This is a genomic window from Pseudomonas sp. MLB6B (assembly GCF_054508135.1).
In genome coordinates this window covers 1,837,988-1,861,428 of sequence record NZ_CP199313.1, presented here as the reverse complement: position 1 = coordinate 1,861,428, position 23,441 = coordinate 1,837,988, and the positions used below count along the sequence as shown (strand labels likewise).

The 23,441-nt window shown below is 64.5% G+C and carries 21 protein-coding genes; 7 read left to right on the top strand and 14 right to left on the bottom strand.

Annotation, left to right across the window (positions count from 1 at the left end; translation table 11 throughout):
* Positions 1-481 precede the first annotated feature (481 nt).
* A complete protein-coding gene (locus ACSMEV_RS08080; protein ID WP_459207948.1) occupies positions 482-1,174 on the top strand; it encodes a bacteriorhodopsin in 693 nt (230 codons plus the stop codon).
* A 2-nt stretch (positions 1,175-1,176) separates the two neighbouring features.
* Positions 1,177-2,001 (top strand): beta-carotene 15,15'-dioxygenase, Brp/Blh family, encoded by an 825-nt coding sequence (locus ACSMEV_RS08075; RefSeq protein ID WP_459207947.1) that lies wholly within the window; start codon positions 1,177-1,179, stop codon positions 1,999-2,001.
* An 88-nt stretch (positions 2,002-2,089) separates the two neighbouring features.
* Here the strand turns inward: ACSMEV_RS08075 and ACSMEV_RS08070 are convergent, their stop codons facing one another.
* From ACSMEV_RS08070 to ACSMEV_RS08040, 7 genes are all read right to left on the bottom strand, one after another.
* Positions 2,090-3,424 carry a sensor histidine kinase gene (locus ACSMEV_RS08070; RefSeq protein WP_459207946.1) on the bottom strand — a complete coding sequence of 445 codons (1,335 nt, stop codon included), beginning with the start codon at positions 3,422-3,424 and terminating at the stop codon, positions 2,090-2,092.
* A complete protein-coding gene (colR, locus tag ACSMEV_RS08065; protein ID WP_296265328.1) occupies positions 3,414-4,097 on the bottom strand; it encodes a two-component system response regulator ColR in 684 nt (227 codons plus the stop codon). The genes ACSMEV_RS08070 and colR overlap by 11 nt, the downstream gene beginning before the upstream one ends.
* A gap of 178 nt (positions 4,098-4,275) precedes the next feature.
* Positions 4,276-5,916: a chaperonin GroEL gene (gene groL, locus ACSMEV_RS08060; protein WP_313739190.1), complete on the bottom strand. Its 1,641-nt coding sequence runs from the start codon at positions 5,914-5,916 to the stop codon at positions 4,276-4,278.
* 48 nt (positions 5,917-5,964) lie between these two features.
* On the bottom strand, positions 5,965-6,258 hold the full coding sequence (locus ACSMEV_RS08055) for a co-chaperone GroES (RefSeq protein ID WP_028696642.1): 294 nt from the start codon (positions 6,256-6,258) through the stop codon (positions 5,965-5,967).
* 256 nt (positions 6,259-6,514) lie between these two features.
* Entirely contained in the window at positions 6,515-6,976 is a 462-nt protein-coding gene (locus tag ACSMEV_RS08050; RefSeq protein WP_296264676.1) for an FxsA family protein, read from the bottom strand.
* Positions 6,977-7,042: 66 nt separating this feature from the next.
* Positions 7,043-7,774, bottom strand: coding sequence for a HugZ family pyridoxamine 5'-phosphate oxidase (locus ACSMEV_RS08045; protein WP_459207945.1), 732 nt, complete (start codon positions 7,772-7,774; stop codon positions 7,043-7,045).
* Positions 7,775-7,861: 87 nt separating this feature from the next.
* The gene (locus tag ACSMEV_RS08040; protein WP_459207944.1) at positions 7,862-8,869 is read right to left on the bottom strand and encodes a DUF481 domain-containing protein; all 1,008 of its coding nucleotides are present in this window, start codon (positions 8,867-8,869) and stop codon (positions 7,862-7,864) included.
* A gap of 151 nt (positions 8,870-9,020) precedes the next feature.
* Between ACSMEV_RS08040 and ACSMEV_RS08035 the strand changes: the two genes are divergently transcribed.
* Positions 9,021-9,374, top strand: a complete 354-nt coding sequence (locus ACSMEV_RS08035) for an MGMT family protein (RefSeq protein ID WP_459207943.1) — start codon at positions 9,021-9,023, stop codon at positions 9,372-9,374.
* Between the two features lie 43 nt (positions 9,375-9,417).
* The gene (locus ACSMEV_RS08030; protein WP_459207942.1) at positions 9,418-10,965 is read left to right on the top strand and encodes an AmpG family muropeptide MFS transporter; all 1,548 of its coding nucleotides are present in this window, start codon (positions 9,418-9,420) and stop codon (positions 10,963-10,965) included.
* A 28-nt stretch (positions 10,966-10,993) separates the two neighbouring features.
* Here ACSMEV_RS08030 and ACSMEV_RS08025 read toward each other — a convergent pair whose 3' ends face one another.
* The 3 genes from ACSMEV_RS08025 to ACSMEV_RS08015 all read right to left on the bottom strand — a co-directional run bounded on the left by ACSMEV_RS08025 (position 10,994) and on the right by ACSMEV_RS08015 (position 13,819).
* Complete coding sequence (locus ACSMEV_RS08025) at positions 10,994-12,238, bottom strand: MFS transporter (RefSeq protein ID WP_459207941.1); 1,245 nt, start codon at positions 12,236-12,238, stop codon at positions 10,994-10,996.
* A 139-nt stretch (positions 12,239-12,377) separates the two neighbouring features.
* On the bottom strand, positions 12,378-13,220 hold the full coding sequence (locus ACSMEV_RS08020; RefSeq protein ID WP_296264666.1) for a mechanosensitive ion channel family protein: 843 nt from the start codon (positions 13,218-13,220) through the stop codon (positions 12,378-12,380).
* A 113-nt stretch (positions 13,221-13,333) separates the two neighbouring features.
* Entirely contained in the window at positions 13,334-13,819 is a 486-nt protein-coding gene (locus ACSMEV_RS08015; protein ID WP_459207940.1) for a YajQ family cyclic di-GMP-binding protein, read from the bottom strand.
* A 121-nt stretch (positions 13,820-13,940) separates the two neighbouring features.
* On the opposite strand from ACSMEV_RS08015, the gene ACSMEV_RS08010 reads away from it, so the two are divergent.
* Genes ACSMEV_RS08010 through ACSMEV_RS08000 form a run of 3 tightly spaced genes read left to right on the top strand, consistent with a single transcriptional unit; the run spans position 13,941 to position 17,488 of the window.
* Positions 13,941-14,858 carry a putative 2-dehydropantoate 2-reductase gene (locus tag ACSMEV_RS08010; RefSeq protein ID WP_459207939.1) on the top strand — a complete coding sequence of 306 codons (918 nt, stop codon included), beginning with the start codon at positions 13,941-13,943 and terminating at the stop codon, positions 14,856-14,858.
* A gap of 36 nt (positions 14,859-14,894) precedes the next feature.
* A complete protein-coding gene (locus ACSMEV_RS08005; protein ID WP_459207938.1) occupies positions 14,895-16,922 on the top strand; it encodes an ATP-binding protein in 2,028 nt (675 codons plus the stop codon).
* Between the two features lie 2 nt (positions 16,923-16,924).
* Positions 16,925-17,488: a cob(I)yrinic acid a,c-diamide adenosyltransferase gene (locus ACSMEV_RS08000; RefSeq protein WP_459207937.1), complete on the top strand. Its 564-nt coding sequence runs from the start codon at positions 16,925-16,927 to the stop codon at positions 17,486-17,488.
* 47 nt (positions 17,489-17,535) lie between these two features.
* On the opposite strand, the gene ACSMEV_RS07995 is transcribed toward ACSMEV_RS08000, so the two are convergent.
* The 4 genes from ACSMEV_RS07995 to secA form a co-directional block, all read right to left on the bottom strand.
* On the bottom strand, positions 17,536-18,483 hold the full coding sequence (locus ACSMEV_RS07995) for a Nudix family hydrolase (protein ID WP_459207936.1): 948 nt from the start codon (positions 18,481-18,483) through the stop codon (positions 17,536-17,538).
* Positions 18,480-19,112 carry a glutathione S-transferase family protein gene (locus tag ACSMEV_RS07990; protein WP_459207935.1) on the bottom strand — a complete coding sequence of 211 codons (633 nt, stop codon included), beginning with the start codon at positions 19,110-19,112 and terminating at the stop codon, positions 18,480-18,482. Before ACSMEV_RS07990 ends, ACSMEV_RS07995 begins: the two co-directional genes overlap by 4 nt.
* Before the next feature lie 108 nt (positions 19,113-19,220).
* The gene (argJ, locus tag ACSMEV_RS07985; protein WP_459207934.1) at positions 19,221-20,438 is read right to left on the bottom strand and encodes a bifunctional glutamate N-acetyltransferase/amino-acid acetyltransferase ArgJ; all 1,218 of its coding nucleotides are present in this window, start codon (positions 20,436-20,438) and stop codon (positions 19,221-19,223) included.
* Positions 20,439-20,588: 150 nt separating this feature from the next.
* On the bottom strand, positions 20,589-23,327 hold the full coding sequence (gene secA / locus ACSMEV_RS07980) for a preprotein translocase subunit SecA (RefSeq protein WP_459207933.1): 2,739 nt from the start codon (positions 23,325-23,327) through the stop codon (positions 20,589-20,591).
* Between the last annotated feature and the right edge of the window lie 114 nt (positions 23,328-23,441).

The window sequence follows — 23,441 nt, the reverse complement described above, 5'->3', positions numbered from 1 at the left end:
TTGAATGCAAAGCCGATCGAGAAAAGGCGTGTCACGAATGTAGCCATAGGTAACACGATGTTTCTTGGCATGGCGTCATGAGCCCTTGCCATAGCAGCCTCCTTGACAGGTCATAGGCCTGCGAAAGTGGCCGATAGCTGACAGCACGAGCGACGATCCGTGCCAGTAACTCCTTGAATTATTTTATTTTTGCGCGATTCATCGAATGGGTGCGCAAACCTTCGTGGCGCGCTTTACGACCGAGGCACGTCGTATACGCCGTCAGAATGTGCAAGGGACGTACCGTCGTCAGTGGCGCGATTGCCGAATAATCCCACATGCAATCGGGCAATGACTTACAAGGTCCTAGAATTTCTTCCTCGCCGAAACATTTTGAACCAAATATTCGGGCACTTCCTCCATTTTCTATCAGGCAGTGCGTCGCAGTCCTACCACGACCCTGCTCGACCGCTGCCTTTTTCTGTCGCTCCTGGAGTTCGCCATGGTTCAAACGCCCCTGCTGGTCGGTTTCATCGTCATGTCGCTCGCATCCCTGGCCATCTATGCCAAGGGGGCTCATCACGGGCCTCTACGGGGCCACACGCTGCTTCACGCCGCTGTGCCGTTCATCGCTGCCACCGCCTACCTGGCCATGTACCTGGGCCTGGGCAACCTCATCAAGCCAGACGGCACGGTGACCTATGTCGCGCGCTACCTGGACTGGACGTTCACCACACCCTTGCTGCTGGCGGGCGTGGTCAGCTCGGCCTTTCTCGGCGCGCGCGAACGAGACGGCCAAGCAGGCTTCATCGCTTCGATCGTGACCCTGGACGTGGTGATGATCGTCACCGGCCTGGTCGCCTCGTTGGCACCTTATGGCACGGTGAAATGGGTGTTCTTCGCCTGGTCCTGCGCCGCCTTCGCCGGCGTGCTGTATCTGATGTGGAAGCCTCTGGCGGCGCTGGCCGCACAGCATGCCCCGATCGGCAGCGCCTACCGTCGCAACATCGGTTTTCTGAGCGTGCTGTGGCTGATCTACCCCGTCGTATTCGCCGTCGGTCCGGAAGGCCTGGGCCTGGTGAGCGATGCCCTGACCGTCTGGGTGTTCCTGGTGCTCGATGTCCTGGCCAAGGTGGTCTACGCCTTCACCAGCGAGGGCAACCTGCGTAACGCGCTGGTAAACCGAGGCGCTTGAACGTGCGCGCCGCAGGCCAGGGTTGGCTGGCGCTGGTGCTGTGCGCGGTGGCCGTCAGCCTGATCGGCGGCGGCCTGCCGCTGGCATTTGCGGTGGCCGTCGGGCTAGGCCTGGGCCTGTTGCATGGAGCCAGCGACTTGCACATGGTCAGTGCATCGCGGCGACTGCCCTTCATCGCCTGTTACCTCGCCGCCGCCCTCGCCTACTTGGCGCTTTGGCAGATCGCCAGTGCTGTTGCCCTCGTGACCTTTCTGCTGCTGTCCGCTTGGCATTTCAGCCACGAAGACGAATTGTTCGAACGCCCAAGCGAGCGTCTGGCCTTGGGCGCCTTCATCGTCGGCGCCCCTGCCGTGTTGCACAGGCAAACGGTGGGGTATTTGCTCGATCTGGCCTCAGGCACCCACGCGCCCAGCACGTTGGGTATCGGATTGGCGAATACCCTGGCCGTCACAGGCATCCTGGCCAGTGCGGTGCTGCTAGGAGCTGCCTGGCGCAAAGGCGATGTGCGCTTGGCAGCGACGCTCGTCGCGACTCTGTGCCTGCCACCTCTGGTAGGGTTCGCGCTGGGTTTCTTTGTGCTGCATGCCGCACCACAGACCTGCGTACGGCAGCGCCTGCTAGGCACTCGCAAACTGGGCGCCTACCTGCGACTGACGCGCCCGGTGCTGGCGGCAGCCGCCTTGTTCGCCCTGATCGTCGCTGCCGTTTTCATCCGGCAAGAGCACACGGGCACCCGCTCGCTATTTGCCGTACTGGCCGCGTTCGCCCTGCCGCACATGCTGGTGTTGCCACGGTTCGTAGTCGCACAGCCATTGCCAGCCCAGTGAGCGAAGGACCACGCCTTCGACCGCCGCCTTGCGAACGCCTGAAAGCCCGGGCGACGGACCTCGGCAAGCGGGCCATCGATACTCGCCGCTAAGTCTGCTCGTTCGAAAGGGCGTCATGGGCCTCGCCCTGCAGATCAGGCACCTCTTTCGCACCGCACAGATCCACCTGGAAGCGACAACCGTGTGGCAAGGTGGCACTGAGCTTGACCTGCCAGCCCTGGTCGTCGCATATCCGCTGCACCAGCGACAACCCCAGACCCAGGCCCTCGCCACGCCGCTCGGCGCCACGCACGAAGGGTTTGAACATCGCTTCGCGCTGCTCTTCCGGGATGCCGACGCCGCTGTCTTCCACGCTGAAGCCATCGGGGTTGAGGCTCAGACGGATGTAGCCGCTGTCGGTGTAGTGCGCGGCATTGCGCAACAAATTGCCCATGACCGATTGCAGGAAGGTGGCGTTGTATTGCTGCGGGCCGGCGCTGACCCGGCCGTCGTAGTAGAGGGTGAGGCCCTTCTGCTCCACGGTGTCGCGCCACACACCGATCAGGTCGTCGGCCACCTCGCGCACGGTGGCGCGCGAGGCGATGGCGTTCTCGTCATGCTGGGCACGGGCCAGCATCAGGAATGTCTTGACCAGCTCGCGCATCTCTTCGGTGGCACGGGCGATACGCTCGACCTGGCTGCGCGAACGGCTGTCGAGGTTGGGGTTGACCATCAGCAGTTCACAGGAGGTCGCCAGCACCATCAATGGCGTGCGCAGTTCGTGGCTGACGTCGCTGGTGAACAGCCGTTCGCGGGTCAGGGCATCGCGCAGCCGGCCCAGTGTGTCGTCGAAGGCCACCGCCAGCTGCCCCACTTCGTCGGCGGCGTAGTCCGGCGCCAGGGGCGGTGCCAGGCCCAGCAACTGATCGCGGTGCCGCACCTGGCGCGCCAGGCGGATCACCGGCGCCATCACCCGCCTTGCCAGCAGCCAGCCCAGCACGGTGGCCAGCACCAGGCTGAGCACGAAGCCCACCAGCACCACAGCGAACAACAGTCGCTCGCGCTCTTCGAAGTCACTTTGGTCCTGCAGCAGCACATAGTGCCGGCCGTCGACCACCTCGACCATCGCGTGGTACGACAGCTGGTCGCGGAACACCTCGTGGAAGCCGGTATCCAGGTGGCGCAAGTCTCTGGGTAGCTCGAAGTCGTCGCGCCCACCGTCGAAGTAGAACAGCTGATCGGGACGCGGCCGGTGGCTCCAGTCGCTGACGCTGTCCATGCGCAGCAGACGCTGCAGGTCGCCGCCGAGCACCGAGGAGATCAGACGCTCCTCCACCAGGTGCACGGTGGACACGATGCCGATACCGAAAGCGCCGGCCACCAGGGCACTCATCACCGCGAAGGCGATGATGATGCGCTGCGCGAGGCTCTGCTTAAACTCCATCACGACCCTCGGCCAGGCGATAGCCGACACCATGCACGGTGTGCAGCAACGGCTTGTCGAACGGCTTGTCGATCACTTGGCGCAGTTGGTGGACATGGCTGCGCAGGCTGTCGCTGTCGGGGCAGTCGTCGCCCCACAGCGCCTCTTCGAGCACTTCGCGGCGCAGCACATGCGGGCTTTTCTGCATCAGCACGGCGAGCAGCTTGAGGCCGACCGGGTTGAGCTTGAGCAGCCGGCCCTCGCGGGTGACCTCCAGGGTGTCGAGGTCATAGCTGAGGTCGGCCACCTGCAGCGTGCGCCGCCCGCCGCCCTGGGCACGGCGCAGAATCGCTTCGATGCGTGCCGACAGTTCCGACAGCGCGAAAGGCTTGAGCAGGTAGTCGTCGGCGCCGGAGCGGAAGCCCTGCAGGCGATCGTCGAGCTGGTCGCGGGCGGTGAGCATGATGACCGGCGTGTCGCGGCGGGCGTCTTCGCGCAGACGTTTGCACAGGGTGTAGCCATCGATGCCAGGCAACATGATGTCGAGCACGATGAGGTCGTAATGTTCGGTCGCCGCCAAGTGCAACCCGGACAACCCATCCTGGGCGCAATCGACGGTATAGCCTTTCATGCCGAGATAGTCGGCGAGGTTGGCCAGAATGTCGCGGTTGTCTTCCACCAAAAGAATGCGCATCGGGATCTCCTGTGCAGTGCTGGGGGTGCTGCGCGGCTGGCGCAGCTTAAGGCTTTCGGCCGTGACCGCGCCAGCGTTGCGGGGCATTTACCCGGACCTGCCAACGAAACGGCTCATGCGCCATAACGAAAAAGCCCCGCACGAGGCGGGGCTTTTCCTACAACAGGGTGAGGCTGGATTACATCATGCCGCCCATACCACCCATGCCGCCCATGTCAGGCATGCCGCCTGCGGCTTTCTCTTCCGGCAGCTCGGCGACCATGGCTTCGGTGGTGATCATCAGACCACCGATCGAAGCGGCTGCTTGCAGCGCGGAACGGGTGACCTTGGCTGGGTCCAGGATACCCATCTCGATCATGTCGCCGTATTCGCCGGTTGCAGCGTTGTAGCCGTAGTTGCCCGAACCCTGCTTGACCTTGTCGGCCACGACGCTTGGCTCGTCGCCGGCGTTGGCAGTGATCTGACGCAGCGGCGCTTCGACGGCGCGGCGCAGCAGTGCGATACCGACGTTCTGGTCTTCGTTGTCGCCTTTGAGGTCGACCAGTGCGGCCAGGGCGCGCACCAGGGCAACACCACCGCCAGGCACCACGCCTTCTTCGACGGCTGCACGGGTAGCGTGCAGGGCGTCTTCGACGCGGGCTTTCTTCTCTTTCATTTCGACTTCGGTGCCGGCACCGACCTTGATCAGGGCAACACCGCCGGCCAGCTTGGCCAGACGCTCTTGCAGCTTCTCACGGTCGTAGTCGGACGACGTGTCGCCGATCTGGGCACGGATCTGGGTGACGCGCGCCTGGATGTCGCCTTCAACGCCAGCACCGTCGATGATGGTGGTGTTTTCCTTGGACAGAACGACGCGCTTGGCGTTGCCCAGGTGCTCCAGGGTAGCGGTTTCCAGGGACAGACCGATTTCTTCGGAGATCACGGTACCGCCGGTCAGGACGGCGATGTCCTGCAGCATGGCTTTGCGGCGGTCGCCGAAGCCTGGTGCCTTGACCGCAGCGACCTTGACGATGCCGCGCATGTTGTTGACGACCAGGGTCGCCAGCGCTTCGCCTTCGACGTCTTCGGCCACGATCAGCAGCGGACGGCCGGCCTTGGCGACGGCTTCCAGCACCGGCAGCAGCTCGCGGATGTTGGAGATCTTCTTGTCGACCAGCAGCAGCAGCGGGCCTTCCAGTTCGGCGACCATGGTGTCTGGCTTGTTGACGAAGTACGGCGACAGGTAGCCGCGGTCGAACTGCATGCCTTCGACGACCGACAGTTCGTTGTCCAGGCCCGAACCTTCTTCGACGGTGATGACGCCTTCTTTACCGACCTTTTCCATCGCTTCAGCGATGATCTGGCCGATGGACTCGTCGGAGTTGGCGGAGATGGTGCCGACCTGGGCGATGGCTTTGGAATCGGAGCACGGCTTGGACAGGTTCTTCAGCTCGGCGACGACGGCGGTGGTGGCCTTGTCGATGCCGCGCTTGAGGTCCATCGGGTTCATGCCGGCAGCGACGGCTTTCAGGCCTTCGTTGACGATGGCTTGTGCCAGGACGGTGGCGGTGGTGGTGCCGTCACCGGCTGCGTCGTTGGCCTTGGAAGCGACTTCCTTGACCAGCTGCGCGCCCATGTTCTCGAACGCGCACTTGAGTTCGATTTCCTTGGCGACGGAAACGCCGTCCTTGGTGATGGTCGGCGCGCCGAAGCTCTTGGCCAGGACTACGTTACGGCCTTTCGGGCCGAGGGTGGCTTTGACGGCGTCAGCCAGAACGTTGACACCAACGAGCATTTTCTTACGGGCGGAATCGCCGAATTTTACGTCTTTAGCAGCCATGATCGTTTAATCCTTGAAATTCTGTGGGGTCACGGAAATCGGGGGAAATCAGCCTTCGACGACAGCGAGAATTTCGTTCTCGCTCATCACCAGCAGGTCTTCGCCGTCGACTTTCACGGTGTTGCTGCCCGAGTACGGACCGAACACGACTTTGTCACCCACTTTGACGGCCAGGGCGCGGACTTCGCCGCTGTCCAGAACTCGACCGGTACCGACGGCAACAATTTCGCCGCGGTTTGGCTTCTCAGCCGCGCTGCCCGGCAGGACGATACCGCCAGCGGTTTTCGATTCTTCTTCGCTGCGACGGATGACTACGCGGTCATGCAGAGGACGAAGCTTCATTGTCGATCTCTCCCAAATTGTGGTTTTCATCGGCCGGTGTCGACACCGGCGGTTAATGCGTTCCGGCGTCGCCGGAGATGGCCCGCCGTGGGCGAGCCATCGCTGTCATGTCTGACGATGTGCGCCAGAAACCTTGCGGTGTCCCATACATGAGGTCGGCAACGTCGATTACAAGGCCGTAGAAAAATATTTTTTCAGACGCGGGGAACGTAAATGCGAACGGCCCCGTCATGAGGCCGTTGCAAAGAGGGCGGGATTATTGGTCGCGGCGCTCGTACTCGCCTTCGATGACGTTGGGCCGTTGCAGGCCCTCGCGCGGCTGGGCGGCAAAGGGCTCGTCGCGGAACGCCCGCTGGCGGGCGGCTTGCGCCTCGACACGGGCGCGCAGCTTGCGCGCGACGAAATGGCGGGTGAACGGCAACAGACAGACCAGGCCCAGTACGTCGCTGACGAAGCCCGGGATCAGCAGCAGGCCGCCACCGACGGCCAGCATCAAGCCCTGGAACATCTGCTCGGCGGGCAGTTCGCCGCGCTGCAGGCTTTCACGGGCACGCAGCGCCGTGGCCAAGCCGGCCACGCGCATCACCAGCAGGCCCAGGGCGGAGCCGGCGATGATCAGCAGCAACGCCGGCAGAAATCCGATGGCCCCGGCGACCTTGACGAAGACGAACAACTCAAGCACCGGGAAGATCAATAGAAGCAGGAGAAAAACACGCATTACAGGAATCCTCGCGCAAGACAGTCTTGCTGTGAGACCTCTAGATGGTTGCGACGACTCTGCATTTCAACCCGCAGGCGTTTCGCAGGTGGGCCATTGCTCGGTGCGGGCCAGTAAAACCAGGGCTTCGCGAACTTGTGTCGGGTTATTGCAGGTCTGTCCGAAGGACAACCAATGAAGCGCCTGGCCGATACGCAGGTGCATGCCTTCGCTGTCGATGCCCACCAGTGCGGCAGGCGGCGTGACTGGCAGCTGGTTGAGGGCGACGTAATGGGCGATGGCCGAGGCGTGGTCGCTGTTCATGTGCTCGATCATCCTGGCCTCGACGCTACCGGCGAAAGGGTTGGCCAGGGTGACGTCGTCGAGCCAGTGGATGGCGCCGAAGCCGCCGATGTAGCGATGGCGTACCGGTTCCAGCACCCAGAAATCGAAATCGTGGGCCTGGTGGTAGCCGGCCGCTTCCGGGAAATAACGGTAGTAACGCTCGGCAGCGGCGGCGATGGCGCTGGCTTCGTCGAGCTTGCGCGCCTGCGCCAGCAGCGTCAGACGGCCCACGGCCTGCACGTCTTCGGCGTCACGCTCGCCTACCAGCAGCGAACACTTGGCGTCCTGCTTGAGGTTGTGGGTGTGTTGCGCGATGCGGCTGATCAACAGCAGTGGCCAGCCCTGCGCGTCCAGGCAATAAGGCACCACCGAACCGAAGGGGTAACCGGGCATGGACTTGGAGTGGGTCGACAGCACGCCCCGGTATTCCTTGAGCAACAGCTCCCGGGCGGGGCGATGGGCGGGGGTACTCACGTAGGGCGGCTCCTGACGAAGAAATGACCGGGCACACGATAGTCATTTACGCCGTCAGGTGCCAGCCGCCGGGGCACTGCCAGCGGCTTACCAGTTGACGCCGAAGCCTGCGGTGTAACGGGTCTTCTCCAGGTCGCTGTCCTCGGTGCCGCTGATCACGTTCCGCTCGGCCTTGAGGTTGAGCGACGCCCACTCCGTCACTTTGTAACGCACGCCCAGCTCGGCATCGAGCGAGTAGTCGGCGACCGAGCCCAGCGGCCGGCCTACTTCGCCGTTGGTGAAGAACTCGAAGCGCTTGCCGATCAGGTAGCGGTTGTAGTCCCACTTCATCGCCACCGAATAGAAGCTGTCCTTGCCGCCGTCGCGGTAGGCATAGTCGGTACGGTTGAGCAGGCTGCCGAGCGAGAAGGCGCCCAGTTCGTCGTCCCAGAACTGGTAGCCGGGGCCGGTACCGACGGTACGCTGGCGTTCGAGGTCTTCGATATGGTCGCGGGTGTAGTCGATACGCCCTTGCCAGAACCACTGGTCGGTCAGGAAGCGGTCGAGCGAGTATTCGACGTTCCAGTTGTCGTTGGTGGTGACGTCGTTCTGGGTGTCGCGGTTGTACTCGCCGTCGGCGGTATGCCGCCAGCGGCCATGGCGCGCGCTGGTCTTGAAGCCGATGTCGTAGTTGTCGGTGTCTTTTTCCGCGCGTTTGTAGTCCAGTGCGGCGTCGATCCGACCTTTCCAGACCAGGTCTTCGACCACGGGCTTGGGCTTGAGGATCTGCTCGATGCTGGCCAGCTCGACGGTCTTGGGCGCTTCACCATTGGCCAGGATGACCTTGCCCTCCTCGGCCGGTTGCAGCGACTTGGCGTGCTCGCCCTCATAGGCGCCTTGCTTGACCAGCAACTGCTGGTCGCTTTCGAGGGTCTTGACCTGCTTCCAGTCCAGCGCGATGGCGCCGCCGTACTTGGTGTCGAGCAGCAACTTGCCGCCGTCGAAGACCTTGATGGTGCCGGTCAGGCGGTCACCGTTCTTCATCCAGACGGTGTCGGCCAATACTGGAGCGGACAGGGAAACGACGACGATAGACAGCAAAGCTCGAGAGAACATAAGCGGATCGAAAGGCTCGGAAGGTGGAAAACCCGGGCATTATCCAGATCGCCGCGGTCAGAGCAAGCACAGACACCCGCTCTGGAGTTGAGTTCAATTCTCATTTAAATCTATTCGCTTGAAGCGTTTCCAAACTTGGGAGGCTGCACCCATGAACGATTCGGCACTGCCCGAGGCCATGATCGCCCAAGCCCGACGAACGGCGCTATATAGCGTTCTGGGCAGCGTGCCGACAGGCAAGGTGGTGAGCTACGGGCAACTGGCCGAACTGGCCGGGCTGGGCCGTGCGGCACGCTGGGTCGGCAGGACCTTGAGCCAGCTGCCCGCAGGCAGTCGCCTGCCTTGGCACCGTGTAGTGGCCGCCAACGGCCACTTGAGCCTGGCCAGCGGCACGCCGTCCGGGGACGAGCAACGGGCCAGGCTGCGCGCCGAGGGCGTGCGAATCAGCGCCGATCGTGTGGATATGGCCCGACACGGCTGGCGTCCAGTAGAGCACAGCGGGTAGAGTGCGCGTTTTGTTCATGCAACCTTGAGGCAGATAGTGGCCGATGTCCCGTAAAACCTGGCGCGCTGCGCTCGCTGCCTACGCCAGTCCCTCGACCTTGGTGCTTCTGCTGCTCGGCTTCGCCGCCGGTTTGCCTTACATGCTGGTGTTCTCGACCCTGTCGGTGTGGCTGCGGGAAGCCGGGGTCGCTCGCGAGACCATCGGCTACGCCAGCCTGATCGGCTTGGCTTATGCCTTCAAATGGGTCTGGTCGCCCCTGCTCGACCAATGGCGCCTGCCGCTGCTCGGCGGCATGGGCCGGCGTCGCTCGTGGCTGCTGCTGTCGCAGACCCTGGTCGTGTTGGGGCTGATCGGCATGGGCCTGTGCGATCCGCAACAGCATCTGTCCTGGCTGATCGCGCTGGCGGTGCTGGTCGCCTTCGCCTCGGCCACGCAAGACATCGCCGTCGACGCCTACCGCCTGGAAATCGCCGACGACCAGCGCCAGGCTGCCCTGGCCGCCAGCTACATGGCCGGCTACCGGATCGCAGCCCTGCTGGCGACCGCCGGCGCGCTGTTCTTCGCCGAGTGGTTCGGCTCGACCGGCTTCAGCTACCTGCACAAGGCCTGGACCGGGACCTACGTGCTGTTCGGCGTGATCATGCTGCCAGCGGTGTTCACCACGCTCATCATGCGCGAGCCTCCGGTGCCGCTGCGCACCCAGCTGTCGGCCGCGCGTTATGGCCTGGGCCATCAGTTGGCTTCGGTGTTCGTGCTGATCATCCTGCTGGTGTCGGTGCCGGCAAGCTTCACCCAGATGTTCAACACCGACTGGGCCAGCGTGGTGTTCGGCAATGCCACCATGCTCGACCTGGCGCGTGACGACCGCGCCTTCATGCGTCTGGTCCTCTATGTGCTGCTGACCTGGGCATGCCTGTCGTCCATGGGTCGCCGCGGTCTGGCACCAGTGCTCACACCGGTCAACGACTTCATCCAGCGCTACCGCTGGCAAGCGTTGCTGCTGCTCGGGCTGATCGCCACCTATCGCATGTCCGACACGGTGATGGGTGTGATGGCCAACGTCTTCTACATCGACCAGGGCTTCACCAAGGACCAGATCGCCAGCGTCAGCAAGATCTTCGGCCTGATCATGACCCTGGTCGGCGCAGGCGTGGGTGGGTTGCTGATCGTGCGCTTCGGCATTCTGCCGATCCTGTTCATCGGCGGGGTCAGCTCGGCGGCGACCAACGTCCTGTTCGTCATGCTCGCCGACATGGGCCCGAACCTGCAGATGCTGATCCTCACCATCTCCCTGGACAACCTGAGTTCAGGCCTGGCCACCTCGGCCTTCGTCGCCTACCTGTCGAGCCTGACCAACCTCAAGTTCTCCGCCACCCAGTACGCGCTGCTCAGCTCGATCATGCTGCTGTTGCCGCGCCTGATCGGCGGTTATTCCGGCGTCATGGTGGAGAAGCTCGGCTACCACAACTTCTTCATGATCACGGCGTTGCTGGGCGTGCCAACCTTGATCCTGATCGCCCTGCAATGGCGTCAGCAATCGCGACCGGGCGCCTTGGGCGCAACGGCCGAGCCGCCTTCGGAAAAATCCTGACAACGCGGCGCGCGATCACCCCCCTGCCCTAGGCTGCGGGTACTCGCTGCCCCGCACGTGCGCCGACGATCGACCACAGCGGCCACAGCGCCAACGCCCCTGCCGCGCTGGCCGCCACGGCGAAGCTCAACAGGCTGGCGCCGGCGCCAAGCACCGCCAGCAGCGCGCCACCCAAGCCCAACAAGGCGATGGTGATCATGCCCAGCATGGCCGACACCAGGCCTTTGCTCTGCAGGCTGGAAAACAGCGTCAGGCGGTACAGCACCGCGTTGGCGATTCCCAAGCCCGCCGCGTACAACGACAGACCCAGCACCACGCTCGGCACCGAAGGCCATGACCAGGTAGCCAGCACCAGTACGACCAAACCGGCCAGATAAGGCAGCAGCGCACCGCGTAGCAGGGTCGCCAGTGGATAGCGGTCGGCGATGTGGTTGATGATCAGGTTGCCCAGGATCAGCCCGGCGAACACCGGCAGTTGCCATAGCGCGTAGGCCATCGCGCTCAAGCCTTCGTCGTGGATCAGGAGCACCGGAGACAGGCCGATCCAGGCGATCAGCGGCAGGCCCACCAGCCCCAGCGCCGCACTGCCGGCGACGAAGCGGCGGTTGCCGAGCAATTGTCCGTAGCCGCGCAACAGCGGCAGCAGCTCGATCGGCGTGAACGGCAGACGCGAGCCGTCGCGCCGCTCGACACCCAGGGTTTCCGGCATCAGCCGGTACAGCAACGCCCAGGTCATCACCGCCCCCACCGCGAAGGCCACGAACAGCCAGCGCCAGTCGAGCCATTGCAGCATCAGCGTACCGACCAGAGGTCCGAGCAGCGGTGAGAGCAAGGCGATGTTGGCCAGCAGCGCCATCATGCGCACGGCGTCAGCCTCGCTGAAGGCCTCGTTCAACGCCGGGTAGCTGACCGTGACCACGAAACCCAGACCCACCCCCTGCAACAGGCGCAGCAGGTTGAACAGGGTGATGTCGTGTGCCCAATAGGTGCCCAGGCACGCCGCGCCGAACAGCAGGCAACCGGTCAGCAGCAAAGGACGCCGGCCATAGCGGTCGGCCAGCGGGCCGATCAGCCACTGCAACAGCACCCCGCCCAGCAGGTACAGGTTAAGCGCGTGGGGAATGTACTCGGGGCTGGCGTCGAGGTCGGCGACCACATTGGGCATGGCCGGCATGACCGCATCGCTGGCAAGGTAGGTCAGCAGCTCGAACAAGGCCAGGGTGAGCCCGAACAGCAGCGCGCGGGCCGGGGTGATGTGCAGCAATGGTTTCATGGGTCGGAATCGGCAGGAAGGGATGAGTGGCAGGCTGTATGCCACAACGCCAGGGGCGGCGCTGTGAACAAGTGTAAGGGCAGAAACGCCTGTGGGAGCATCTCGCGATGCTCCCACAGGTTGTACGACCCAGCAGGGTCTACTGTGCGGGCGCTTCCTGCACCACGCGGATCACCCGCTGCGGGAACGGGATGTCGATGCCTTCGGCGCGCAAGCGGTCGCGGGTCTGCTCGTTGAGCATGAACATCAGGCTCCAGTAGTCCGGTGTCTTCACCCAGACGCGCAGCGACACGGTGATCGAGCTGTCGCCCAATTCCGACACCACCGCCGCGGGGGCGGGATCGGGCAGCACGCGGGGGTCCTTGGCGAGGTCCAGCAGCACCTCACGGGCCTTCTGCAAGTCGGCGTCGTAGTCCACACCGACGTTGAACACCACCTGGCGGGTCGGCTGGCGGTTGTAGTTGGTGATGATGCCGTTGGACAGACTGCCGTTGGGCACGATCACCGTCTTGTTGTCGCCGGTGCGCAGCACGGTGTGGAAGATCTGGATGCTGTCGACCGTACCGCTGACGCCTTGTGCCTCGATCCAGTCGCCGATGCGGAACGGACGGAACAGCAGGATCAGCACCCCGCCGGCGAAGTTGGCCAGGCTGCCCTGCAATGCCAGGCCGATGGCCAGACCGGCAGCACCGATGGCGGCGACGAAGGAGGTGGTTTCGATGCCGATCATCGAGGCCACGCTGACCATCAGCAGGATCTTCAGCACGATGTTGGCCAGCGTGGCGATGAAGCCCTGCAAGGCGGCGTCGGAGTGGCGCAGCCCTACCAATTTGCCCAGCCGCGCGCTGAGGCGGTTGATGACCCACCAGCCGATGGCCAGGGTCAGCAGCGCCAGCAGCAGGCGGCTGCCGTACTGCAGGATCAAGGGAATCCAGGTTTGCGTTTGGTGAACCAGCTGATCGACTTCAGCGTTCAAATCCATGTTTATCTCCTGATGCCGAGCGGCATGTACACGTTGAAACCGGCCGCCAGCTGGCAGCGGGCACGGGAGGGGTGGACCCTGCCGGCGCCAGGGAGGTTCCTGGCGCGCTCGAATCAGTCGCGGAAGTTGTTGAACTGCAAGGGCATGTCGAATTCCTTGGTGCGCAGCAGAGCGATGGCTTCCTGCAAGTCGTCGCGCTTCTTGCCGGTGACGCGCACCTGCTCACCTTGGATGGCGGCCTGCACCTTGAGCTTGGCGTCCTTGATCTCGGCGACGATCTTCTTGGCCAGGTCCTTGTCGATGCCCTCACGGAACACCGCTTCCTGTTTCATTTCCTTACCCGAGGCGTAGGCGTCTTTGACTTCCAGGCACTTGACGTCGAGCTTGCGCTTGACCAAGGCCAGACGCAGGATCTCGATCATCGCCTCGAGCTGGAACTCGGCCTCGGCAGTGAGGGCGACGGTCTTTTCCTTGTCCTTGAACTCGAAGCTGCCCTTGCCCTTGAGGTCATAGCGGCGGTCGAGTTCCTTGATGGCGTTTTCGACAGCGTTCTGCACTTCGTGCTTGTCCAGTTCCGATACCACGTCGAACGAAGGCATGGGTTACTCTCCATAAATGAACGGCGCGCTCGACACGCCTTCGGCCAACGGCCCAGGCGATGGAGCGCGGATGTTTTGAGGGTTAAAATGCGGGCCCATTATAACGGGTTGCGAAACGCAGATGAGCAGCAGCTGGCATATTCTCGGCGCCGGTAGCCTCGGCAGCCTGTGGGCCTGCCGCCTGGCGCGGGCAGGCAAGGCGGTGCGGTTGATCCTGCGCGACCAGCGTGCGCTGGACGCCTACCAGACCGCCGGCGGCCTGACGTTGCACGAGCAGGAACACCGCAGCCACTACGCCGTTCCTGCGCAGACGGCCAGCGCGGAGACGCCGATCCACCGCTTGTTGCTGGCCTGCAAGGCCTACGATGCCGCGCCGGCCATCGCCGGCCTGCTGCCCAGACTGGCGCCTGGTGCTGAGCTGATCCTGTTGCAGAACGGCCTGGGCAGCCAGGACGAGGTCGCCGAGCAGGCGCCCCACGCACGCTGCATCTGCGCCTCCAGCACCGAAGGCGCTTTTCTCGAAGCGCCGTTCGCGGTGCGCTTCGCCGGCCAGGGCTTCACCTGGCTGGGCGATCCGCTGCAGGCCACGCCACCGGTCTGGCTGGACGACCTACACGATGCCGGCATTCCCGCGCAATGGACCGTCGACATCCTTACCCGCCTGTGGCGCAAGCTGGCGCTCAATTGCGCGATCAACCCATTGACCGTACTGCACGGCTGCCGCAACGGCGGCCTGCTGGGCCACCTCGACGAAGTCGAAGGCCTGTGCGCCGAGCTGTCACTGCTGCTGCAACGGTGCGGCCAGTCCGACGCCGCGCAAGACCTGGCCGAGGACGTGCAGCGGGTCATCCTCGCCACCGCCGCCAACTACTCTTCGATGCACCAGGACGTGCGCGCCGGGCGCCGTACCGAGATCCACTACCTGCTGGGCCATGCCTGCCGCTGCGCGGCGCGCCACCAGTTGCCCGTGCCGCGCCTTGAACACCTGCGCCAGCGCCTGGTCGATAGCCTGCAAGCGCGCGGTCTGCCCAGCGTCTGACTGCGCTCCTCCAACCGACAGGGAACACGTGCGCCCATGAACCTGCGCCATCGCCTGGACAACCTGCCGGTCGGGCAGAAACTCTTCGCCGCCCTGCTGGTGCTGCTGGTCACCATCCTGGTGGTCGCCAACCTCACCTTCATCAGCGCCGCCTACTGGATCACCCAGGAAAGCATGGCGCCCCAGGCCCTGCAGACCATCGGCCGGCTGGCGAACAATCCGGCGCTGGCGGCCCGCGCCGGCGATTCCAGCGAGCAGGCCGAGCAACTGCTCAACGCCCTGGAGAGCTACTCACCGCTGCACGCGGCCGCCGTGTACGGCAGCGACGGTCGGCAACTGGCGCAGTTGCAGCGCGACGAGCCGCTGGCCCTGCCCCACCGCTTTCGCAACATCGACGCTTGGCGCCTGCGCGAGTTTCGCAGCACCCAGGTGATCACCCTGCCGCGCCCCGGCAGCCCGCCCGCGCATTTGCTGCTGGTGGCCAGCAGCGAATTGCCCAGCGCTTTCTACACCGGCACTCTTACCGCCAGTCTGGCGATTCTGGTGCTGGGTTGCCTGTTGTGGTTGGTGGTGGCGCGGCAGATCAAGCGACTGATCACGCGGCCGATCAACCAGCTCGAAGAACTCAGCCGCCAGGTGACCCGCGAGGAAAGCTACGCGCTGCGCGCGCAACGCGGCAACGACGACGAAATCGGCAGCCTGGCCGATGCCTTCAACACCATGCTGTCGCGCATCGAAGCGCGTGAGCAGCAGCTCAAGCGCGCGCGCGACGAGTTCCAGTCGGCTTTCGATCAGGCCCAGGGCCTGGCCGAGGAAACCCGCCACACCAACCGCAAGCTGGAGCTGGAAGTCCAGGTGCGCGGCAAGATCGAGAAAAAGCTCACGGGCTTCCAGAACTACCTCAACAGCATCATCGACTCCATGCCCTCGGCGCTGATCGCCCTGGACGAGGAACTGTACGTCACGCAGTGGAACCAGGCCGCCACCGCGCTCTCCGGCACGCCCTTGAGCGAGGCGCTGAACCAGCCGATCTTCCTCGCGTTCGAACCGCTCAAGCCGTTCCTGCCGCAGCTCAAGGACAGCGTCGAGCACCACCGTGTCGCCGAGGTGGAGCGGGTCACCTGGCACCACGGCGACAGCCTCCGGCACTATGCCCTGACCTTCTACCCGCTGACCGGCGGGGGCGGCCGCGGTGTGGTGATCCGCATCGACGACATCACCCAGCGCCTGTCGCTGGAAGAAATGATGGTGCAGTCCGAGAAGATGCTCTCGGTGGGCGGCCTGGCCGCCGGCATGGCCCACGAAATCAACAACCCCCTGGGCGCCATCCTGCATAACGTGCAGAACCTGCGCAGACGCCTGTCAGCGGACCTGCCGCGCAACCAGGAGACCGCTCAGGCGTTGGCTGTCGATCTGGCCGCGGTCGACCGCTACCTACACGAGCGCCAAGTGCCGCACTTGCTCGACGGCATCCAGCAGGCCGGTACCCGGGCGGCGAAGATCGTCACCCACATGCTCAGCTTCAGCCGCTTGAGCAACCGCCAGCTGGTGCCGTGCGACCTGCCGGCATTGATCGACCAAGCGGTGGACATCGCTGGCAACGACTTCGATCTGAGCGTGGGCTTCGACTTCAAGGGCCAGGCCATCCTGCGCGAATTCGACCCCGCGTTGGGGCCGGTGCCGGTCATTGCCAACGAACTGGAACAGGTCGTGCTGAACCTGCTGAAGAACGCGGCGCAATCGATCCACCAGCGTCCCCAACCGAGCGAGCCGGGACGCATCAGCATCCGCACGCGGATGAGCTCGCCCTGGGCGGAAATCCAGGTTGAGGACAACGGCATGGGCATGAGCGACAACGTGCGCAAGCGCATCTTCGAGCCCTTCTTCACCACCAAGGACATCGGCCAGGGCACCGGCCTTGGCCTGTCTGTCTCGTACTTCATCATCACCAACAACCACAAGGGCCAGATGGAGGTGCAGTCGAGCCCCGGCCACGGCACCTGCTTCACCTTGCGCCTGCCCTTGACCCCGACGGCCAGCCCGTCCACCGCTATGGAGCCATGACCATGGGCTATCGCCTTTCGAAGATCTACACACGCACCGGTGACCGAGGCGAAACCGGCTTGGGCGACGGGCGCCGGGTCGCCAAGGACCATCCGCGGGTCGAGGCCATCGGCGAAGTGGATACGCTCAACAGCCACCTGGGGCTGTTGTTGGCGGGGCTAGCCGAGCAAGGGTTGACGGAGGTGAGCGACGTGCTGGCCCCGTGTCAGCATCGGCTGTTCGACTTGGGCGGCGAGCTGGCGATGCCCAGCTACCAGGCGCTCACTCTCCACGAGGTGGAGCGCCTGGAAGCGGCCATCGATGTGTGGAACGAAGAATTGGGACCGCTGGAGAACTTCATTCTGCCCAGCGGTTCGGCGTTGATCGCCCAGGCCCACGTGTGTCGCAGCCAAGCGCGTACGGCCGAACGCCGCTGCCAGCAGTTGAACGCGGTGGAGCCACTGGGCGCCGTAGGCCTGGCCTACCTGAACCGCCTGTCGGACCTGCTGTTCGTCGCCTCGCGCATCATCGGCCGCCGCCAGGGAGTGGCCGAAGTGCTCTGGGAGGCGGCCAAGCGGCCAGTGTGAGCACGGCAGGCCGGCGCTTTGGCGCCGGCCGTCCTTTCACCGGCCCATCACTCGACGTTCGGCCAGAACGCCCGAATTCCCGCCACACCTTGCGCGCCCGCCTGCCATGCCTGTTCACGCTGCTGCGGCCCGACCCCGCCCAACACGAACACCGGCTGGTTGAACCCGGCGATCAACCCCTGTACCTGCTCCCAACCCAAGGGCGTCGCCTCGGGATGGGTCTGGGTGGCCTGCACCGGCGACAAGGTGACGAAATCCACGCCCATCTGTTCGGCCAACGCCAACTCTTCGGCATCGTGGCAGGAGGCTGCCAGCCAACGTGACGTCGGAAACGGCCGGCCCTTGGCCGCGTATTTGCGCAACTGCGCGGCGGTCAGGTGCCAGCCCGCTGCCGGGAAGTCGCCCAACCACTCCAGCGGCCCTTTGAGCATCAGTTGTGCCTTGCCGGCGCACAAGCCCACGGCATCCACGGCGATGTCGCGGTACTTGGGGTCGTAGCCGTCGGGCGCGCGCAGCTGGATCAGGCCGATACCATTGGCGACGGCCTGGCGGATGCCGCGTAGCAACTGGCCAGGGTCCTGGTCGTCCGGGGTGATCAGGTACTGATCGGGCAAGCGCGCCGCCGCCACGATCGGCCGGTTGGCCTGGGGAAACTCGTAGCCGGGCAGATCCCGCGGGGCGACCCAGGCCAGTGGCTGACCTTCGGCGCCGTGGGGTTCGCCGGTGAACGCGCTGACTTCGCGCACTTCCAGCAGCACCTGCTTGTCGGGGTAGTCGTGGCTGACGGTGATCAAGGGCCGTGAGGCGCTGACCTCGATGCCCAGTTCCTCGCGCAGCTCGCGCGCCAGCGCCGCCTCGACTCCCTCCCCGGTTTCGACCTTGCCGCCGGGAAACTCCCACAGTCCGCCCTGATGCTGGCTGGCGCTGCGTTGGGCCAACAGCACCTGACCATCGGCGCGCCGGATCACGGCAGTCACCACATGCACCCGGCTCATGCCTGTGCCTCGGCCAAGCCGGCCTGCCGCCAGGTTCGGAACGCGGGCCAGGCGTAGATGGCTTCGATGTAGGCCGCCGCCTGCGCCGGCACCTCGACGCGGTAGGTGCGCAGGCGCACGGCGACCGGTGCGAAGAAGGCATCGACGATACCCGGCGCGCCGAACAGGAACGGGCCTGGCGTGGTGCTGGCCGCCCGGCATTCGGCCCAGAGGGCAACGATGCGGTCAATGTCGGCCCGTACCTGCGCAGGCATCGGCTCCAGCGCCTGGTCGCGCGTGACATCGAAGGGCATGGCGGTGCGCAGCTCGGCGAAGCCGCTGTGCATCTCGGCGCAGGCGGCACGGGCCTTGGCGCGCGCGGCGATGTCCTGCGGCCACAGCTGCGCGGAAGGATGCCTTTCGGCGAGGTACTCGGCGATGGCCAGGGAGTCGGCGATGGTGCCATGCTCGCTCTTGAGCACCGGCACTTTGCCAGTGGTCGAGTGCTCAAGCAGGTGCGCACGGGTGTCGGGCTGCTTGAGCTTGACCAAGGTCTGTTGGTAGGGGGCCCCGGTCAGGTCCAGCGCCAAGGCGGCGCGCAGCGACCAGGAGGAGTAGCGCTTGTCGCCGATGATCAGGTGATAGCTCATGGTGGACTCCAGGCGGTACGAAGTCGCCATCGACGGGCACTGACGCGCCGTCGACGGCGCAAGGGGGCCGCGGCCGCCGGGGCTAGGCCGGCGCCCGGCAGAGGCGGATCAGGTGCGGTATTCGGCGTTGATCTTGACGTATTCGTGGGACAGGTCGGTGGTCCAGATGGTCTCGCTGCACGCGCCACGGCCCAACTCGATGCGGATGGTGATTTCGGCCTGGGCCATCACCGCCGAACCCTGCTCTTCGGTGTAGCTGGCGCTGCGCCCGCCCTGGCTGGCGATGCACACGTCGCCCAGGTAGACGTCGATCAGGCTGACGTCCAGATCCGGCACACCGGCCCGGCCCACGGCGGCGAGGATACGCCCCCAGTTGGGGTCGGAGGCGAACAGCGCGGTCTTGATCAGCGGCGAATGCGCCACAGCGTAACCGACGTCCAGGCACTCCTGCGGGTTGCCGCCGCCGTTGACCTGCACGGTGACGAACTTGGTGGCGCCTTCCCCGTCACGCACGATGGCCTGGGCCACTTCCATGCACACCTCGAACACCGCCGCCTTGAGCGCTTCGAACAGCTCGCCCGAGGCCTGGGTGATTTCCGGCACGTCGGCCTTGCCGGTGGCGATCAGCATGCAGCAGTCGTTGGTCGAGGTATCACCGTCGATGGTGATACGGTTGAACGACTTGTTGGCGCCGTCGAGGATCAGGTCCTTGAGCACCGCCGGGGCGACCTTGGCGTCGGTGGCGATGTAGCCGAGCATGGTCGCCATGTTCGGACGGATCATGCCCGCGCCTTTGCTGATGCCGGTGACGGTGACGGTCTGGCCGCCGAACTGGAACTGCCGGCTGGCACCCTTGGGCAGGGTGTCGGTGGTCATGATGCCGGTCGCGGCGGTGGCCCAATTGTCTTCGCGCAGGTCGTCGAGGGCCGCTTGCAGGGCGCCTTCGATCTTCTCCACGGGCAGCGGCTCGCCGATCACCCCGGTGGAGAATGGCAGCACGGCGCTGGCCTCGACGCCGGTCAGTTCGGCAAGCTTGGCGCAGGTGCGCTCGGCCGCCGCAAGACCCGGTGCGCCAGTGCCGGCGTTGGCGTTGCCGGTGTTGGTCAGCAGGTAGCGGACCGGGCCTTGCACGCGCTGGCGGCAGAGGATCACCGGCGCCGCGCAGAACGCATTGAGGGTGAACACGCCCGCCACGCTGGAGCCTTCGGCGCAGCGCATCACCACCACATCCTTGCGTCCGGGACGCTTGATGCCCGCCGAGGCGATGCCGAGTTCGAAACCCGGAACCGGGTGCAAGGTGGGCAGAGGACCAAGACCGACAGCCATGTAAGCGCTCCTAGACAAAACAGTGGGGGTATCGGCACGCCGTCACTGGCGCAGCCGCTTGAAAAATGACCAGGGCCGCTGAGCGGCCCCGGGTGTTGCGATCGTCAGGCCAGGTGTGTCACCTGGCCTGGATGGGCCGTGTGGCCCGTGTCACTCGATCTGGCCGTGGCAATGCTTGAACTTCTTGCCCGAACCACACCAGCACAGCTCGTTGCGGCCCAGCTTCTGGTCGTTGCGCACAGGCTCTGCGGCTACGACCGCAGCAACCGGCTCTTCCACCGCTTCAGGGTCGACGTCCAGACCTGGCGCCGGCGCATGCTCGAACTGCATGCGGCTGGCCAGTTCTTCGGCGTCGCGACGCAGACGCGCCTCTTCCTCTTCCGGATCTTCGCGGCGTACCTGGACATGGGACAGCACGCGGATGGCGTCGCGTTTGATCGACTCCAGCAGTTCCTGGAACAGCGTGAACGACTCGCGCTTGTACTCCTGCTTGGGGTTCTTCTGCGCATAGCCGCGCAGGTGGATACCGTGGCGCAGGTGGTCCATGGTCGACAGGTGGTCTTTCCACAGGTCGTCCAGCACGCGCAGCAGGATCTGCTTCTCGAAGCTGCGCAGGGCCTCTTCGCCCGCCTGGTCTTCCTTCTCGGTGTAGGCGGTGGTGATCTCGTTGAGCAGTCGCTCGCGCAGGGTCTCTTCATAGAGGTGGTCGTCTTCGTCGAGCCACTGCTGGATCGGCAGTTTCATGCCGAAGTCGCTGGACAGCGCGGCTTCCAGACCGGCCACATCCCACTGCTCGGGCAGCGATTGCGGCGGAATGTGCTGGCTGATGGTGGTGTCGAGCACTTCCTGGCGGAAGGCGACGATGGTCTCGCCGATGTTCTCGGCCGCCAGCAGGCTGTTGCGCATGTGGTAGATCACCTTGCGCTGCTCGTTGGCCACGTCGTCGTATTCGAGCAACTGCTTGCGGATGTCGAAGTTGCGGCCTTCGACCTTGCGCTGGGCTTTCTCGATGGCGTTGGTGACCATGCGGTGCTCGATGGCCTCGCCGGATTGCATGCCCAGCGCCTTCATGAAGTTCTTCACGCGGTCGGAGGCGAAGATGCGCATCAGGCTGTCTTCGAGCGACAGGTAGAAGCGGCTCGAACCCGGATCGCCCTGACGGCCGGAACGGCCACGCAACTGGTTGTCGATACGGCGCGATTCATGGCGCTCGGAAGCGATGACGTGCAGGCCGCCGGTTTCGATGACCTGCTGGTGGCGCTTCTGCCAATCGGCCTTGATCTGCGCGATCTGCTCGGCGGACGGGTCTTCCAGGGCCGCCACTTCGGCTTCCCAGTTGCCGCCCAGCAAGATGTCGGTACCGCGACCGGCCATGTTGGTGGCGATGGTCAGCGCGCCCGGGCGACCGGCCTGGGCGATGATCTCGGCTTCCTTCTCGTGGTACTTGGCGTTGAGCACCTTGTGCTCGATGCCTTCCTGGGTGAGCAGGCGCGACATGTGCTCGGAGGTTTCGATGGTGGCGGTACCGACCAGCACCGGACGGCCCTGAGCCATGCTCTCGCGGATGTCGGCGATGATCGCCTGGTACTTCTCTTCGGAGGTCAGGTAGACCAGGTCGTTGAAGTCCTTGCGCGCCAGCGGCTTGTTCGGCGGGATCACCATCACGTTGAGCGAATAGATCTGGGCGAACTCGAACGCTTCGGTGTCAGCGGTACCGGTCATGCCGGACAGCTTGTTGTAGAGACGGAAGTAGTTCTGGAAGGTGGTCGAGGCCAGGGTCTGACTTTCGGCCTGGATGTTCAGGTTTTCCTTGGCCTCGATGGCCTGGTGCAGGCCCTCGGAAAGGCGACGGCCCGGCATGGTGCGGCCGGTGTGCTCGTCGATCAGCAGCACCTGGCCGTCTTGCACGATGTATTCCACGTTGCGGTGGAACAGCTTGTGCGCGCGCAGGCCGGCGTAGACGTGGGTCAGCAGGCCCAGATTGTGCGCCGAGTAGAGGCTCTCGCCTTCGGCCAGCAGGCCTGCCTGGGTGAGCATCTCTTCGATGAACTGGTGGCCGGCTTCGTTGAGTTCGACCTGGCGGGTCTTCTCGTCGATGCTGTAGTGGCCCTCCTGGGTGACCTGGCCTTCGACTTCTTCGATGTGCTGGGTCAGGGTCGGGATCAGGCGGTTGATCTCGATGTACAGCTTGGAGCTGTCTTCGGCCTGGCCGGAGATGATCAGCGGAGTACGCGCTTCGTCGATGAGGATCGAGTCGACTTCGTCGATCACGGCGAAGTTGAGTTCGCGCTGGAATTTCTCGTCCTGGCTGAACGCCATGTTGTCGCGCAGGTAATCGAAACCGAATTCGTTGTTGGTGCCGTAGGTGATGTCGGCGGCATAGGCAGCGCGCTTCATCTCGGGTGGCTGGAACGCCGAAACGATACCCACGGACAGACCAAGGAATTCGTACAGCGGACGCATCCAGTTGGCGTCCCGGGTAGCCAGGTAGTCGTTGACCGTGACCACGTGCACGCCTTTGCCCGACAGGGCATTGAGGTACACGGCCAGGGTGCCGACCAGGGTCTTGCCTTCGCCGGTGCGCATTTCCGCGATCATGCCTTCGTGCAAGGTCATGCCGCCGATCAGCTGGACGTCGAAGTGGCGCATGCCCATGACCCGCTTGCCGGCTTCACGGGCTACGGCAAAGGCTTCGGGCAGCAGTTGATCAAGCGTCTCGCCTTTGGCCAGGCGCTCTTTGAACTCTGCGGTCTTGGCGCGCAGCTGCTCGTCGGAGAGGGCGACCATTTTCTCTTCGAAGGCATTGACGGTGTTGACCGTCTTGAGCATGCGTTTGACTTCACGCTCGTTCTTGCTTCCAAAAAGTTTCTTTAACAAAGGCGCAAACATATAGGCAGGATCTTCCACACGTGGGGATGGAGGGCGGCCCCATGAGTCGCCCGTGCAGCCGAGGGCCGCATGCGAACGAGCATTCTACCCGGAAACGATGGTGAGGAAAGTGGT